Here is a 16,685-nt window from a genome sequence, read left to right as displayed (position 1 = left end):
AAGGTCATTATAGACCTTTAGGACAGCCCCTTTTTATTAGATCTATTTTAGCCAAAAACCCATTAAGCGACCGAATCTGCTTGATTTCCTCGTTGGTGGTGCTTGTTTGCAAAAAACAGCACTGAAGCCGCCATACATAAACAAAACAGAATCAAGTAAAGGAATGGTGCTCCAAAACGATCGACGACAACGCCGCCCATCGCATTGCCAACAATGCCGCCAAGTCCCCATGTTACAGCTGCATAGACCGTTTGCAGAGTTGCTTTCGTTCCCTCGTTGGCATAGCTCTGTACAATTTCTACAGCTGTGCCCGCCACAAAAGCAAACGCGATCCCATTCAACAGTTGAACCGCAAGCGTCAATGATACGTTGTCGAAGAAAAACATCGCAAAATATTGAATGCCGTAGATCATAGCTGCCACGCATAACAGCTGGTATCTGCCTATTCGCTTGCTTAGCTTCGTCGCTACCCAGAACATAGGCACCTCAATAATTGCGGCGATTGCAAATGCACTGCCAATCCAGCTCTTATCAAAGCCCATTTCTTTAAAGTATAATGGCAAAAAATTCATATTAATCGATGCAGACATCATCATCAGCATGCTTGTAGCGACAAATATCATAAATGGCTTATTGCGAACAACCTCGCCCATTTGGCCGAATAACGTCACATTTCTACGAGTAACCTTGGTTGCAGGAAGCAGCATGAGCGCCAAGCAGACCGTTGTACTAACGACGAGATAATAAATAAAGATGTCATTGTAGCCGTATTTTTCGTATAAAATGCCCGTAGCAAAGGTACCAATCGCATAACTTAAAGCTCCCCACAGCCTGACGCTGCCAAAGGAAAAACCTTTTTTGCTGGCAATCTCAACAGACATCGCGTCGCCTATCGGTCCGCCAGAGGATTGAAACCATGCAAAGAATATAGACAATACGAGAATCCCTGCAAGTCCTTCTGTGAACTGGAATCCGATCCCGAGTATGGGAGCTGTGATGACGCAAATCATAATGATTTTGCGCGGATTGTTGATACGGTCATTGATCATGCCCATTACGGGCTGGGCAATGACGCTTACCAGAGCCCATAAAGACAGGATTAGACCAACCGTTGTATGGCTAAAGCCCCGATCGCTGAAATAAAGACTTGTATAGGGCATAACAACAGAAATGGCTAGATACCATAAAAAATAATAGCTTGCTAATGACTTCACCGATGCGTTCCTTCTTTCTACAGCTCTTCCTTGATCTCCGATTGCCAGCCCAGCTGTCTGCACATCTCATTCATATTGCGAATATCCCGCCTTGCCTCAATGCGGCTTAGTCCTAGCTCCTTTGCAGTCTCAACAGCAAAACGCAGCAAATAGACGAGTGTGTCTGCTTGCGCTTCCTTAGCCGCAAAGTCTAGTAGGACAAGCGTATCCTCCATGACACCAAAGCGTGCAAAACCCCAATAGGAACCTTCAAATTGCCGAATATGAAATAGCTCACGGTTCTCCATGACGCCGCATTCCTGTAGAGGATTCTCCAAATGCTCAAGCCATTCCAGCTCGGAATGGAACTGCAGAGAATATTGTGGAATATTCCAATCTATCGTCTGAGCTGCCAGCGCAGCAAGCTCATCGTTGTTCTTCAGAGGAACCCAACTCTCAGAAGGATAATCCAGCTCAGACGGAACCTCAATCGTAATTTTCCAAGGCTTATAACCTACTTCAATTCCAGATGACTCCAGCATTTCAGGGATGCCCACGCATCTTAGCCCTCTTTGCTTAGCGATTCGGATAAGCTCTCTTAAAGCATCTGGAGTACCCTTCGCAATATCGTTGCTATGCATGACCACTATCGTCCCTTTATCAAGCTTTGGCTCGATCTTAGCAATGATAGCTTCCGAAGGTACACCCCTCCAATCTCCTGAATCGACGCCTTCAATGTCCCGGTAGCCGCCCCATTCTGCTAGCCAATCCAGATTTTCTTCACGGAATGAACAATAGGGAAAACGCATAAAGGTTGGGCATGGAAGGCCTGTTGCATCCTGATAAGCCAGTTCGGCTAGCTTAAGCTGCTCCAAAAATACCGCCTTAGGCACTTCTGCCATCCGGCGATGATGATAGGTGTGCGGGGCAAGCACATGACCCCGTGAGAGTATTTCTCTCGCCTTATTCGGATATCGATCTATCCACTCTCCCGTAAAAAAGAAGGTGCCAATGGCTTCCTCTTCCTCGAGAACATCGAGCCACCATTCAAGTGGAAGATGCGAAGGTCCGTCATCAAACGTAAACGCACAAATGGGTTGGTCGGTATTTCCCTTCCAAATTGCTTCAGCTGTCATGTTGCAACCTCTATTCTATCGTTAGTTTCCTGTATTATAGTTGAGAATAAAAAAATGTTCCAATACTCTCCTCTCCTTATCTAATACAATCCTACTGTCTTACAAAAAAAACTCGTCCTGCATAAAAAGCAGAAACGAGTTTTCCTTCTATTTACACTATTGAACAGATAAGAGAATGCCAAGAAACGGGAACAGGACAGCTATGCAAGTAAAAGCAACAAACATGCTGCGTTTTTCTTTTTTATAGCTAGGAAATAATAAGGCCATTGCTGCTATTCCAATGAGAATCATGCTGACATAAACAAAATTCCAGTTCCATTGCAGTGATAGATCCTGCAAATCCCCCTGCAAGAAAGTGAATAGTGCTGAGGGAGAGGGATCCTCGAACTCCCCTTCATGAGGAGGCTCCTGTACGCCCATATAGGCAGTCGTAATAAGAATAACGAGTGCAATAACCGTTTCCAAGCGAAGCCACCATTGCAATCTGCTTTTATGTTGACCATTATCCGTTATTTTGGTTAGGAATCCATTCATAAAGCCTAGAAGAACAAGCGGCAAGAAAACAAGATGCTTGAGAAGAAGAGCTTCTCCATAGTTGATAGCCCAAGAGTTGATATAACCATCTACTAAGAGAAACATCATAACAATACCAGCCGCTATAATAAGGACGATACTGCTGATCGACATTGGCGTAAACCACCTCACAAACGCCTTCCAGTTCCATTCTCCTTTTGTAAACCAAGCAATAATAAGAAGAGTACCCAGCCAAAGGGAAACCGCAGCGACATGAACAGATTGTGAGAGAACTCCCCAAACGGGTGAGAAACCTGCCGGATGGCTAGCCCAGCCATGAGCTAGAATACTTGAACACCACAAAAGTGCTAGGACCCACTTGGTCATTTTACCCTGCAAACCTTTGAACTGCGTAATCATGTACATCACCGTACAAATAATGAGGTTCCAAACCCATGCATTACCGTACGAATAATCTTTAACTACAATTAATAAAACTTGAACGAATGGCATGTCCTGCGCAAAATCACGTAAAACAAGAGCCGATCGAAGAATCGACATAAAAGAAAATAGCGGGATTGCTAATAAGGCGTATTGAAATAAATCAGAGATGTTTTTTAATTGTGGTTTGGACTTCTCGGGGATGAATTGAAGTAATAGATAACCACCTGTTAAAGCAAAGGATAAATAAAGCAGCGTTTCAAAGAAGTAAATGTACAATATGATCAACTCCAAGCACAAGGTTCAACTCCAAAGCCATCATATCATATATGAAAACAAATGAATGTATGTTCATGTGACAATTGTCTCAAATGATCATTTTATTATAAAAAAACACTCCTTCGATGAGGAGTGTTCCTATTAGTGAATATATCATTTAAAGATAAGTGAAGGCGATCTGCTACTCTTTAGTTGAAATAACCTCGAATTGACCTTCCAACCCGTCCGCGCTGCTCGGCCCCACCCATACACGAAATGATCCTGGTTCTACAACAAACTGTTCTTCACTATTTACAAAACCCAAATGCTCTGCAGCCAGTTCAAACTCAACGGTCTGCATCTCACCAGCTCGGAGCATGATTTTCTGATAACCTTTAAGTTCTTTCACGGGTCTAGTGATGGAAGCGAATTCGTCGCAAATATAGAGCTGCACGACTTCTTCGCCATCCATGTTGCCCGCATTGAGAATACGAACCTGTACCTTTATGCTCTCCTCAGCGGTAATCTTCGACTTATTGAGAACCAAATCACTGTATTCGAACGTTGTATAGCTCAATCCGTATCCAAAAGGATACAGCGGGTCCACTTGATCATCAACATATTGCTTCAATTCAGGTCTGCCCGTTCTCTTCGCGTTGTAATAAATCGGAATTTGTCCTGCATTTCTCGGAAAAGTAACCGGAAGCTTTCCGCTTGGGTTGTAATGACCAAATAGAACGTCTGCCGTCGCCATTCCGGATTGAATACCGAGCTGCCACGTTTCTACAATAGCCGGAACATGCAGCTGTGCCCACTCTACGGATAACGGTCTGCCATTCACGAGCACCAGAACGACTGGAGTTCCAGTCTCATGAATTGCTTTCAGCAGCGCCATCTGACAGCTCGGGATTTCAAGAGACGTGCGGTTGTTATTTTCTCCGCTCATATTTGCCGATTCGCCAAGTACGACGATAGCAACCTCGCACTCGCTTGCAACAGCTGCGGCCTCGATTCTTTCTTTGTCTGTTCCCTCTGTCACATCAGAGCCCTTGGCGTACATGATCTCCATACCGGATGTGGCCGAGGATCGAATCCCATCGACAACTGTAACAACATCACTGTTCCTGCCTTGCCCGCGCCAGCATCCAAGAAGCGCTTCGCGATCATCAGCAAGCGGACCAATCACAGCCAACTTACGCACCGTCGGCTTCAGCGGCAGTACATTTCCCTCGTTTTTCAAAAGCACAATGGACTGGCATGCCATTTCACGAGCGGTCTGCACGTGACATGGGGCAAGCAGAATCGTTGATTCCAGCGCAGGATCCGTGTACGGCTGATCAAATAATCCCAATTGAAATTTCATTCTCAAAATGCGGGTCACAGCATCATCAAGAAGCGCTTCCGAGATAGTGCCCTGTCTGACCAACTCAAGCAGATGGTTACCATAAGCCTGAGATTCCATGTCCATGTGAACGCCAGATTGGATAGCTAGACGCGCCGCTGCTGCTTCCGAATCAGCATTTCCATGCTGCACCAATTCACCGATTGAATTCCAATCGCTTACGACAACACCCTCAAATCCCCATTCCTGCTGCAAAACCTCTTTTAATAGCCAACGGTTGCTTGAGCATGGCACTCCGTTCAACTCATTGAAAGCTACCATGATCGAACCCGCGCCTGCACCCAGCGCCGCTTTAAACGGCGGGAAACAAATTTCCCTTAACCGCCGGATCGACATGTCGACTGTATTATAGTCCCGTCCAGCTTCAGCGAACCCGTAGCCGGCAAAATGCTTGGGACATGCCATCATATGCGGTCGATTGCTCCAATCATTGCGCTGAATGCCCTTTACTCTCGCATGGGCAATGTCCGAACCCAAAAAAGGATCTTCGCCCGCGCCTTCCGCTATTCTTCCCCATCTTGGATCATGCGTGATATCCACCATCGGAGCGAGAATCCACTGAATGCCTTCCGCCGAAGCTTCTCTTGCGGCAATTGCCGATGTTTCCTCGATTAATGCCATATTCCAACTGCTTGCCTCCGCTAGCGGAATTGGAAATATAGAACGGTAACCATGAATGACGTCAGCTGCAATGAGGAGCGGAATGCCAAGACGGGATTGTTCTACGGCGATGCGCTGCAATTCATTTACCTTCTCCGCCCCTATGACTCCAAGCAAAGAACCGACTTTGCCTTCCCTAATTGACGATAAATCACTGTCAGGATTGAACCTTCCGATCTGAGTCATTTGCCCAATCTTCTCAGACAGGGTCATTTGCATCAATAACGATTTTATTTTTTCCTCCGTTTCTGGATGCTTGCCAGCTGCATTCCCTCTATTGGTAGAGTCCATATCCTGTCTCCTCTCGGCGTACTTATGACGAAGGACCTTTGCTGTTATAAGCAAAAGTCCCTCCATTCCGTTATTTAGCAGCAAGCAGCTTCAAATAGTCGACTGATCGCTTAATATCTTCTTTCATCGTGCGTACGGGCTGGCTCTCCGCGTTATGCAGCAGCTCAAACGATAGCCAGCCATTATACTCGGTTTCCGCTAGTGCTTGCATCAGCTTCTGCATATTAATGTCGCCTTCAAGAAGATCTTCACTCGGAATGCGTCCGAACTGGTTTCTTAAATGAAACGCATCAATTCGATCTGGATACTTCCGAATCCAATCTGTTGGATCATACCCTGCTACATGCGCCCATCCGGTGTCCACGCAAAGTCCTACATTAGGACTAGCATATTCAATAACACTGCGCAGATCACCTTCGGCATTATGCTTCTCATCCGCATGATTGTGCAGGCTTACTTTTAAGCCCCATTCTTCCCCGATTAAAGCGATACGTGACAAATGCTCCCCTTGACGCTTGAACTCGTCCTCCGTTTTCGGGAGTGCAACGCCCCATCCACCTTTTGGATCGGCATTCACAACCAGATCTGTTCCTCCGGCTTTTGCCAAACGCTCAGCTAAAGGCTTCATCGTCTCTTCAAGTGGAATCACATCTTCGTGTAAATTAAGTCCCATGTAGGAGCCGGATACCGATATGCCATATTTCTGAGCTAGACTTAACAATTCCGGTTCCGGGTCAAATTCAACCGCGTTCAGCCCAGCTTCGGCACACTCCCGAAAAACCTCTTCCCAAGAGAACTCTCTTTGGTCGAAATGGTATCTCTCCTGCCAGCTATATATCGCTATCGAAAATCCTTTGATGATCATGTTTAGAATCTCCTTACTCTTTCCGAATGATAGCGAGCAATAATAGGGTCCTCCCAAGTTTCCAGATCGGAATCAGGAATTCTTCCTTCTCGCTCCATAGCATGGAACACTTGCTGCATTCCTGCTTCCAAGGAGATTGCAGGCATAAATTCAGGCACATCTCTTAACAGCTTCTGCGCGCTATAATACGTGTCATGTGCAAAAATCTCTCGGCATAAGTCAAATCGATTCGGATCGATTGCCAGCAGCTCATCCAAGCTTACACCGACCATTTCCACTTCGCGGTTCAATATCTTCATTGCAGTACGGTGATAGTCTCCCCAACTTACAAAGTCAGGACGAACAAGATGGTATACCTCTCCGATACAGTGGGCTTTCCCGAGAATACTTGCAAATCCTCTAGCCGCGTCGGATACGTGCAAAAACTGATGCAGCGCCTTGCCTTCTCCGCAAACCAGAATCGGCTTCCCCTTGCGAATTCGATCGATCCAAGAAAAGTCCCAAGCCACTTGGCGAAGCATACCCGACTTAGGCCCATAGGTAGTCGAGGGCTTCACAATCGTAACTGGAAAACCTTCCTCCGCATAAGCTTGGAGAAGTACTTGATCCGCATCCCCCTTGCCTTTGCCATAACCCGATATCGGTCGAAGCGGATGGTCCTCGGTCACAGGGAATGAATCGTAATCAATGCCATAGGTGCATACGGTCGAGCATTGAATGAAATGCCCTACGCCGCGGAATGCTTCTATGCTGGTTAAAGCGTCATCTTCCGTAAAGCTGATCATATCGATGACAGCATCGAACTGTTCTTTCCTCATCCTATCGATAAAAGCACTTTTGTCATGTCGATCGCCAATAATGACCTTGACGCCTTCGGGAACATTCCCTCTATTCCCTCGGTTGAAGCATGTCACTTCATGCCCAAGCTCCAGCAGCCTGACAACAATGCTCTCGCTTATATTTCCAGTACCGCCTAGCACCATTACCTTCATGTCTGCATCACGCTTCCTTATTCACATGCTTTTCTACGCATTTACCGCATTTTGTAACGGCATGGACACCTTCTGAGAAACCCCTGTCTCCGCACATTCATAGATCGCTTGCAAACATTTCAGGTTGAATACAGCCTGCTCGTTAATGGTTGCACGGGATTCAATCCCTTTGACTTTCAAATAGAAGTAATACAGCGGATGATCCATCACCGAATAAGGGCCATTATGAGGGATAAGGCTCTCCTTCGATTCTATTTGTCCTGCTTTATCCTTTTTGTAAACAACCTCGTCCGTTTCAAAATAAGGCGACCATTTGACCGCACCTAATGTACCTTCCAGCTCAACATGATGGTATGCCTCACCATGAGTACACGATGCCCGCTCATACTGTACAAATACTTTCTTGCCATCAGACAAGCTGTATTGCAGCATAGCACCGACATGTCCTTCAACATCGTATGTTGTATCTGTCGGATCAATTTCTGTAATCGGCTGGCTTGTCCAAGCGGTAACGACTTCAATAGACTCCGGATTTAAGAGATCATTCAAGACCGTAAGATCATAAGGACCCCAATCCATTAGAATACCGCCGCCGCTCTTCACGCGGTCAAGAAACCATTTACTTTCCGGCTGGTATTCGACACCAGCGCGTGAACGTTGATTTCGATAAACGAAAGTGACTTTATATAGATCGCCCAAGGTTTGCGTACGCAGCAGCTCTTTAACTTCCTCTGTCTTGGAGAGGCCAAGAAAACGGTCGCTGCAGCATCCAAGCATCCGATTTTGACGCTTCGCCAGCGCCAGCAGCGTTTCCGCTTCATGACCGTTCATAACGAGCGGCTTCTCGCAAAGCACATGGCGACCGGACTCCAATACCATCTGTGACAAGGCAAAGTGTGTAACTGGAGGAGTACCGATAATAACAATATCGTCCTCTCTCGCAGGCTCTGCAAGCATCGTCTGTGTATCGGAAAAGGCTTCTGCCTCAGGAAATGCTTCTGTGAAAATGGCAAGGGTTTGAGCGTTCGGGTCTGCCACCTTCATCAAGATCGATTCCTCTGCGGAAAGCTTGCGAATCGCTTCCGCATGAAATCTGCCAATAACGCCAGCACCAATAATATAAATTCTCATCTTATCCACCCTTATTCCCAAGGCATTTTAGCTGGGAAGCCGATTTTTTCCATACGGAACGCATCCTTCGCTTTAGGAGGCAGCCCGTCGTATGTTTCTTGCGGTATTTGAATATAAGAACCTCCGCCGTACCAGCTTTTTCCGAAGATCATTGCAAGGTTCGTGCGGCGGTCGTTCGAGCGGTTTGGTGTACCGCGATGCCACATTCTGATATCACGAATAACGATGGAGCCTGCAGACATAAATACCTTCTCAGAATGCATATATTCAGCCGCTCTGACGATATTGAGGTGCGGGTTCACACTGCCGTCAAGCGTATCATGATTCGCCCGATCAGGATTTAGATGCGTACCGCCAGGCCATACTTCAAGCGGTCCATTCTCCTCCGTAACGTCAACCAAAGGAATATTTACAACCAAGCTGAAGATTGGAAGGGGAATAGACAGATCCGGAAATAGCGGCATAATGTCGCAATGTACATTCTGATAATCAGAACCCGGCATCGGTGTATCCGAAGCCAAATAGGTGCAGCGGTTGCCTTCGCCAAGAATTTTGTCCAGTACAGCCGTTGCGATCGAGTTGCTGATGACGTCCTCATCGATGTAGGGCTGCATGAAAGGAAGAAACATTTGTGCGCGGTTAGTCCCTGTGTTGTATCCTTTACGTTCAATGAATTCATCGAATAAAGGATCAAAGGATTGTTTGATATGGGCAATTTTCTCTTCGCTCAATACTTTATCAAACAAAACATATCCGTTTGTTAGTACCTGCTCAACCGCTATTTCCAACGTTTCTGGGCTCAACTGTTTTGTAGCCCGTTCTTGCTCTGTCAATTGAATTTTCATTGTGAATCCCTCCATTTTTTTGTTTTTTTGTTAGGCAAGCTATAACTTCGGGAAATACTCATTATCGAATATGCCACTTGTGCACTACTCCTTGACGGAGCCCAGCATAATGCCATGAATAAAAAATCGCTGTAAGAATGGATAAATAACAAGAATAGGCAGCATCCCGATTACGATTTTCGCAGCATTCAAGGTTTGATTCGAAAGCTTTTTGAGAAGCTCAATCTTCTCCATCGAAGATACATTTTGCATATTTGTCTGAACGACAAACTGCTGAATATACGTTTGCAGCGGATAATTTTCCATGCTTCGCATAAATATCAACCCGTCAAAAAATGAATTCCAATGGTTGACGATGCTAAATAACGTGATTGTGGCCAGCGCTGGCGCGGAAAGAGGAATAAATATCTTCATCAACATATACCATGGGCCCGCCCCATCAATATGTCCCGCTTCAGACAGCTCTTTAGGAATGCTTCGAAAAAAGTTAATTAACAGGATTACGTTAAATACAGGTACTGCGGTTGGTAGCACCAACGCCCAGATTGTGTCAAACAAACCCAAATACTTCATCAAAATATAAAGAGGAATGATTCCTCCACTGAACAGCATCGTTACAATGATGAACCACATGTACGTATCACGGAAACGAAACTCATTTACCTGGCGGGATAGCGGATATGCCATAGACACGCATATTAGAAAGTTAATGACGCCGCCTAACAGAACCCTTTTTACAGATACTCCAAAGGAACCAAGAAAATTTTTATCCTTCAATATCGTGTCATAGGCAAAGGTATTAAAACCGATCGGCCATAAAGTGACTTTTCCCGCCGCTGCAGCCGCTTTATCACTGAAGGAAACCGCAACGGTATACAAAATCGGAGCCAATGATAGAAATGCAATGACTGTCATGAGCGTGTACAAACTGCCTATAGCTAAACGAGTCTGCCACGATTGGTTCCGAACCACGAATAATCACCCTCTTCTATTAAAAAATGCGATAATTAGCAAATCTTCCAGCTAATCGATACGAGATGACGATCAAGATTAAACCAATGACCGATTTCATTAATCCTACTGCTGTTGCTAGACCAAACTGAGCTTGTACAATACCAACACGGTAAACATACGTATCAATAATATCTCCTGACTCATATACGAGAGGATTGTATAGGTTGAAAATCTGATCGAAACCAGCATTTAATATGTTTCCAATGCTCAAAGTCCCGAGAAGCACAATCGTCGGGGCGATACCCGGTAATGTAACATGTCTTAATTTCTTCAGCCATGTAGCACCATCGATTTCAGCCGCTTCGTATAGGGTTTGATTGATTCCGGTTAATGCTGCCAAAAATATAATTGCGTTAAACCCGAATTCCTTCCACACGTCACTTGAAATGACGATCCATGGAAACAATGTATTGTTCCCTAGGAACATAATAGGCTCCATCCCTATCGCTTGGAGGGCATTGTTCACTACACCATCAAGGGAGAGAAGGTCAATAATGATGCCGGATAAAATAACCCATGACAAGAAATGGGGCAAATAGACAATCGTCTGAACCCAGCGTTTAAAAGCGAGTTTATTTACTTCATTTAATAAAATGGCAAAAGCCAACGGAATTACGCTATTGGCTATGATTTTCCAAAATGCGATATTAATCGTATTGAAAAAAATCGTTTTACTATCTTCCATATCAAACAAATAGGAGAAATTCTCGAAACCAATCCATGGTGATCCCATTAAGCCAAGACCCATTTTAAAGTCCTGAAAAGCAAGTACAATACCAACCATCGGGATTACACTGAAAATGATGAGCAGGATCATTCCTGGCAATAACATAAAGTGATAGTGCTTTTGTAAAAGGAATTGTTTCATTTCTACGCCTCATTCCCTAGAAAAACAGCCTGTCCTAACAAGCGCTGCATCAATCCACAGCGCTTATTACCGTTAGTAGACTATTTCAATATTTCTTCATCAATTTCTTTTATAATCGTAGTTCCACCTTCAGCTTTCCACTTTTCGACAAACTGATCGAATGCATCCAGCTCCAAACCGCCAAGTACGATTTTGAAGAACGTTTCATTCTCCATCTTCTGCAGGTTAGCCCATCTTCGCTCCATCGTTTTGGTTGACGTGTTGAATACCGGATCGATCGCATTCATCTTCAATTTCAGAACACCAGCACCCTCCAAGTAAGCATGAGGCGCAGCCCATTCATCGGCGTTCGCTCTAGGGTTTTCCTTATCCTTAAGCGCTTGCTTGTAAACTAGCTGCATTTCGCCGTCTAATGTTGTTGGATCTACCTTGCCCGCCAGAGCGTCCACAAGAAGCTCGTGCTTGATCGTTGCAGCATTTGGGTAATCCGTTATCATCGTCAACGGCCACAAGGAATGGCCATTTATGAGCTCTTTTTCCTTCTCACTAGGCGTATGTGATACTTGATCGTACATATTGGCATAGACGACAGCTGCTTCCGGATGCTTAAAGCCTTTCTTAACGACAAGGTACGACTGGGCCGCCGGCAGTGACGCAATGTTGTATTCGCCTTGCTCGTCCCCGATCATATAAGCTCTCCAATCCGCTTTCGGATCGTTCTTTACAGAACCAGTCAACGCCCATGGCGTCCACCAAGGCCCGAAAAAGGCACCCGCTTTGCCGCTTGCTACGAGCTCATCCGGACTTTTCCGCAGTGCGAACTCTTTATCAATAAGGCCTTCCTTATACATATCCCGAATAACGCCCAGCGCTTTTTTAGCCCCTGGCATCGTAGAACCGTACACCGTATTGCCCGCTTCATCCTTTACCCAGGTTAACGGATACGATTTGAATGCGTTAAAAATGGCTTTAAAATCGTGCAAGCCGCCGCCCTGAGCAGCAAGATTCACGTTGTTTCCAGTTAAACCGATCGTGTCGGCTTTACCATTGTCATCTGGGTCTTGCTCTACAAATGCTTTAAGCATGCTTTTCAATTCTTCAATGTTTTTGGGAGGCTGCAGGCTTAGCTTGTCCAGCCAATCCTGACGAACCCAAAGCATAGAAGGCGCATCGGCTTGAATGCCTACGCTTGGCAATGCGAGCAATTTCCCGCCGTAAGTTGCGGACTCAATGACCTTATTGTTAGTTGCCTCATAAAACTTTTTGATTTCCGGCGTTACATATTTGTTGTACACCTCTGTCAAATCTTCAAGCTGATTCGACGCAGCCATTGCTCTGAACGTATTCTCATTGACAACCATCATGTCAGGAATGTCATTGCTGGCAATCGCCAACTGCATTTTTTGATCATAGTCCGTTGCAGATGCGTACCACATTACCTTTGTTTTTATATTCGTTCTCTCGAAAACATACTTGGTATAAGCATTGTCCTCAATCGTTTCGCCTGCTGCCATATTCAAGTCCGGAAGAACAGATTTGATAACCTTAACTTCTACTGGCTCTGGTAGTCGAAAAGGATCTACCGGCGTATTGTCAGATATCTGCTGCTCTTCAGGCTTCGTTGTGTCGGGGTTATTTTTTGTGCTGCATCCAGCAAGTAAGATAGAAGTAGCTAGTACAAATGTAAGCATTTTTGAAATCTTCATTTCCCCACCCTTTCTTATATCGTTATGTGTTTGCGCTTTCATTATAAAATAAAAAGAACTCCCCAAGGGAGTATCTAGCGTCCTTAGAATCGTATAGGATCGTACTAAAATGTACGCCTTTGCCGATCATAATGGATGATTCTGTTCTATTCACTGGATAATTGTGTACTTTGCTTCTGATTTTGGCGGTATTCGCTTGGTGTCATACCTGTTTGTTCACGAAAGAGTCTACTAAAGTATTTTTCATTCGGGTATCCTGTCTTTTCGGCAATTCGGATGATCGGCATGCCCGTTTGTGCCAGCAACTCCTCCGCTTTAGCTATACGCCGATCACGGATATACTCATTAAACGGCTTTCCTAAAATATCTTTAAAGCACTGGCTAAAGTAACTGCGGCTCATATTGACCGAGCTCGCCATCTCAACGAGACCGACTTGCTGAGTAATATCTTGAGCAATTAAATCTGCCGCCTTCAAGATACTTTCCACAATTGGCCGGGAGTACATCGATTTATTCGTTAATTCGATCATGCCCCTTCTTATCTCGCCAATCCATTCTACCCATTCGTACCAGTACACTAAGCTGCCGATCCGGTTGCCAACCGACAACCGGTCGGTGGACAACGTCCGTTCCCACTCACGCAGAGCCGAATAAAAAATACTCTCCAGCTTCTCCCTAGGCAGCATCATCTGCTTCAGCTCCGTTAGGAAACGCTCGAATATGAGGTCATTGTTCACCCATACGAGCGATGACCACCGTCTGTGCATTTCGAGAATATCATCATCAAATACGATTGGCCTGTTTTGCTGCTCTGATACAAGGGATACGGAATAAATGCGCTTGCCATTTTCCAACTCATACAATAATCCCCGATTGCGATACTCCCTCAGCCATTTGACGACCAATGTCTTGTCAAAGCCTTCAAGGTCGGACAATTTGATCATTACGATATTTGGCTCCACTTGCAGTCGTTCATGCAAATTCTCTTCCTGCATCCAGTCAGCATCCGCGCTTTCCCGTATCCATAGCCATAAGCCCTGTTCTAATTCCGTCACATCGTCTCCCGACTTTATTGCCAATCCTTCGGTCCATTGATCATCTTGCTCAGGATTCAGAGATACTAAAGCAATGCCGCAGCCGCTTTGGGATGCAATAAGCTCGTTCTTCTCAGGCATATACCGATTCACTGCATTACGTTTCCCGGTTTCTTCTGTTATCCTGCCCATAATACGGGTTAGCACATCATCCATTTTTTCCTTTTCGAGCTGCAGCTTTACGATATAATCGATTGCGCCAAGCCGAAGCGACTCTTGAATATATTCGAAATCCTGATGGAAGGTTAAGACCACCAGCCAAATGTTAGGGTAACGTATGCGGACGGTCCGCATTAATTCAATGCCCGACATGACAGGCATGTTCAAATCAGTTATGAGCAAATCGACATCGTTATTCTCCAAAAATTGAAGCGCAGCTTCGCCGTTTGCCGCTTCTCCGACAACATTCAACCCGAATTTCTGCCAAGGCATAAGAACGATCAGCCCTTTTCGGACTAATTTATCATCATCCACGATGAGTACATTCAACTTATTCACCATCTTTCTTCAATGGAATTCGCATCAGAACAGTAGTGCCTCCGGCCTCGTTGCTCGTCATTTGCAATTCGGCTTCCGATCCGTAGCGAGAGGAAAGAACCCGCTTGATGTAATTCATACCGATGCCAAAGCCGACCTTTTTATTCTCACCGCGTTCATTATGAAGCAGCTTTTGAATCGTTTCCTCCGACAGGCTGATTCCGTTATCTGCTACGGAAAGAACCACATGCGAAGATCCCTCTAATCTAACCTGTACTTGAATCACGCCGTCATCGCCCAGACCGTGGTACAACGCATTCTCGACAATCGGCTGCAAAATAAACCTTGGGATTTCTAAATCCTCAATAGAAGCATCCGCTTCGATCTGAACATCAAAGCGAAAGTCATACCTGATTTGCTGCAAATTCAAATATTCCTTCAGCGCCCCGATCTCTTGCTTAATTGTCGTATCTTGCCCCTGCTTGTCCAAATTGTAATGGAGAAGTTTGTTGAGTGATGTAGCAAGACCATCGATCTCATCTTGACCATTCAAGCGCGCGAGCCAGCAAACCGTATCCAGCGTGTTATAGAGAAAATGCGGGTTAATCTGATACATCAGCTTTTCTACTTCAAGATCAGCCTTTTTTTTCTCCGTTTGCTTTACCTCTGCAAGAAGCTCCCAGACACGCCGGCGCATATTCCAAAAATGATTCAGCAAATGATCGAATTCAGGTATTTGTGTCGTTTTTAACTCGGAATGAAAGTTTTGGTTCGTAAGCTGCATAATTTCATTGTTGAACTTCGTAAGCGGAACGTAAACCATTTTCCAGAGAATCCATCCGAGCAGCAAGCTGACGCCAATGGATAACAGGGAAAACCCGAAAAATTGCTTGAACCATTCTGATATTTCCTTGTTATACTCCAGCTGAGGGATGACTGAAACTACGCTCCAACCCTGATTGCTCACATTGCGAAATAAATAATATTCGTTATAGGGTGTGGGTTTGCTTGATATATTGTCGCTAGGGTAGATCGAACCAACGGGAAAATCAGTGGTATTCTCACTAAAGCTGACTACACCTTTGTCATTGACAATGAGATGGTTAACAGACATGCCCTTCTGATTGCTCTGTAAAATTTTTTGGGTGAATTTATAACTGGTCTCAACGTATACGTAAACATCATCCTGATCTAGGACATTGACTTGTCGGAAAACAGAGATGACGTTGCTATCGTCGAAACGATTCACTGATTTATGCGGACCATAATACGTGATTTTATCAAACTGCTGTAGAACGGGCAAATCCTCTACATTAAAATCCTTTTTTGTAGGGAAATTTTGAAATTGCAGACGTTTGTCATTTTTGAAGTAATACGTCATTAAGCCTATTGAAGGATTAGAAAAGCCTATAATGTTTAGTTCCATAATGAGCTCTTTCTCCAATTGCGATTTCTCGTATACGCTATCTGTTTGCAAGTAATCTTGTAAGCTGCGTCCCACATTCCCCTCGAACGCCATCTGCTGCGTCACATAATTCAAGTTAGCTATCGTGTTTTCGAGCGAAAGCGCCACCTGCTGCAAATTATTTTGAACACTCGCCTCGATTTTATTGTTCAGCATTGCGTACATTTTGTAATACGAGAGAGTTCCAATTAAGAACAATGGAATAAGTGAACTTGTTAGGATGATGATAAGCATACGTTTCTTTAGTGAAAGTTTCACACGTTTCCGAATGTTCAAAACACTTCCTCCTCTCCTCATTTAAACAAATAATAAACTAATTTCACTGCATTAAATA

At 44.8% G+C, this 16,685-nt stretch carries 13 protein-coding genes; all 13 read right to left on the bottom strand.

The annotated features are described in order from the left end of the window. Positions 1–62: 62 nt before the first annotated feature. Entirely contained in the window at positions 63–1,277 is a 1,215-nt protein-coding gene (locus AC787_RS18125) for an MFS transporter (protein ID WP_082360829.1), read from the bottom strand. Then, positions 1,232–2,329: a polysaccharide deacetylase family protein gene (locus tag AC787_RS18120; RefSeq protein WP_054026064.1), complete on the bottom strand. Its 1,098-nt coding sequence runs from the start codon at positions 2,327–2,329 to the stop codon at positions 1,232–1,234. Before AC787_RS18120 ends, AC787_RS18125 begins: the two co-directional genes overlap by 46 nt. Positions 2,330–2,485: 156 nt before the next feature. Continuing rightward, a complete protein-coding gene (locus tag AC787_RS18115; protein ID WP_054026063.1) occupies positions 2,486–3,562 on the bottom strand; it encodes a copper resistance D family protein in 1,077 nt (358 codons plus the stop codon). Positions 3,563–3,743: 181 nt separating this feature from the next. Continuing rightward, positions 3,744–5,894 carry a glycoside hydrolase family 3 N-terminal domain-containing protein gene (locus AC787_RS18110; protein WP_054026062.1) on the bottom strand — a complete coding sequence of 717 codons (2,151 nt, stop codon included), beginning with the start codon at positions 5,892–5,894 and terminating at the stop codon, positions 3,744–3,746. Between the two features lie 70 nt (positions 5,895–5,964). Then, positions 5,965–6,759, bottom strand: a complete 795-nt coding sequence (locus tag AC787_RS18105; protein WP_054026061.1) for a sugar phosphate isomerase/epimerase family protein — start codon at positions 6,757–6,759, stop codon at positions 5,965–5,967. A 2-nt stretch (positions 6,760–6,761) separates the two neighbouring features. After that, on the bottom strand, positions 6,762–7,751 hold the full coding sequence (locus AC787_RS18100) for an NAD-dependent epimerase/dehydratase family protein (RefSeq protein WP_054026060.1): 990 nt from the start codon (positions 7,749–7,751) through the stop codon (positions 6,762–6,764). A 33-nt stretch (positions 7,752–7,784) separates the two neighbouring features. Next, entirely contained in the window at positions 7,785–8,882 is a 1,098-nt protein-coding gene (locus tag AC787_RS18095; protein WP_054026059.1) for a Gfo/Idh/MocA family protein, read from the bottom strand. Between the two features lie 11 nt (positions 8,883–8,893). Next, complete coding sequence (locus AC787_RS18090) at positions 8,894–9,727, bottom strand: phytanoyl-CoA dioxygenase family protein (RefSeq protein WP_054026058.1); 834 nt, start codon at positions 9,725–9,727, stop codon at positions 8,894–8,896. Positions 9,728–9,811: 84 nt separating this feature from the next. Beyond that, positions 9,812–10,699, bottom strand: a complete 888-nt coding sequence (locus AC787_RS18085; RefSeq protein ID WP_054026057.1) for a carbohydrate ABC transporter permease — start codon at positions 10,697–10,699, stop codon at positions 9,812–9,814. A 19-nt stretch (positions 10,700–10,718) separates the two neighbouring features. Beyond that, the gene (locus tag AC787_RS18080; RefSeq protein ID WP_054026056.1) at positions 10,719–11,609 is read right to left on the bottom strand and encodes an ABC transporter permease; all 891 of its coding nucleotides are present in this window, start codon (positions 11,607–11,609) and stop codon (positions 10,719–10,721) included. An 80-nt stretch (positions 11,610–11,689) separates the two neighbouring features. Continuing rightward, positions 11,690–13,315: an extracellular solute-binding protein gene (locus AC787_RS18075; RefSeq protein WP_161807547.1), complete on the bottom strand. Its 1,626-nt coding sequence runs from the start codon at positions 13,313–13,315 to the stop codon at positions 11,690–11,692. A gap of 146 nt (positions 13,316–13,461) precedes the next feature. After that, positions 13,462–14,898 carry a helix-turn-helix domain-containing protein gene (locus tag AC787_RS18070; RefSeq protein ID WP_054026054.1) on the bottom strand — a complete coding sequence of 479 codons (1,437 nt, stop codon included), beginning with the start codon at positions 14,896–14,898 and terminating at the stop codon, positions 13,462–13,464. 1 nt (position 14,899) lies between these two features. Beyond that, positions 14,900–16,627, bottom strand: a complete 1,728-nt coding sequence (locus AC787_RS18065) for a sensor histidine kinase (protein WP_235561002.1) — start codon at positions 16,625–16,627, stop codon at positions 14,900–14,902. Between the last annotated feature and the right edge of the window lie 58 nt (positions 16,628–16,685).

It is taken from the genome of Bacillus sp. FJAT-28004, assembly GCF_001280845.1.
Taxonomy (GTDB): Bacteria; Bacillota; Bacilli; order Paenibacillales; family Paenibacillaceae; genus Pristimantibacillus.
The sequence above is the reverse complement of the archived record's forward strand: the minus strand, read 5'-3'. Positions and strand labels throughout refer to the sequence as shown.

Coding starts and splice junctions, on each gene's coding strand:
- AC787_RS18090 (WP_054026058.1), bottom strand. CDS start 9,727: ATGAAAATTCAATTGACAGAGCAAGAACGGGCTACAAAACAGTTGAGC.
- AC787_RS18110 (WP_054026062.1), bottom strand. CDS start 5,894: ATGGACTCTACCAATAGAGGGAATGCAGCTGGCAAGCATCCAGAAACG.
- AC787_RS18080 (WP_054026056.1), bottom strand. CDS start 11,609: ATGAAACAATTCCTTTTACAAAAGCACTATCACTTTATGTTATTGCCA.
- AC787_RS18100 (WP_054026060.1), bottom strand. CDS start 7,751: ATGAAGGTAATGGTGCTAGGCGGTACTGGAAATATAAGCGAGAGCATT.
- AC787_RS18120 (WP_054026064.1), bottom strand. CDS start 2,329: ATGACAGCTGAAGCAATTTGGAAGGGAAATACCGACCAACCCATTTGT.
- AC787_RS18105 (WP_054026061.1), bottom strand. CDS start 6,759: ATGATCATCAAAGGATTTTCGATAGCGATATATAGCTGGCAGGAGAGA.
- AC787_RS18075 (WP_161807547.1), bottom strand. CDS start 13,315: ATGAAGATTTCAAAAATGCTTACATTTGTACTAGCTACTTCTATCTTA.
- AC787_RS18095 (WP_054026059.1), bottom strand. CDS start 8,882: ATGAGAATTTATATTATTGGTGCTGGCGTTATTGGCAGATTTCATGCG.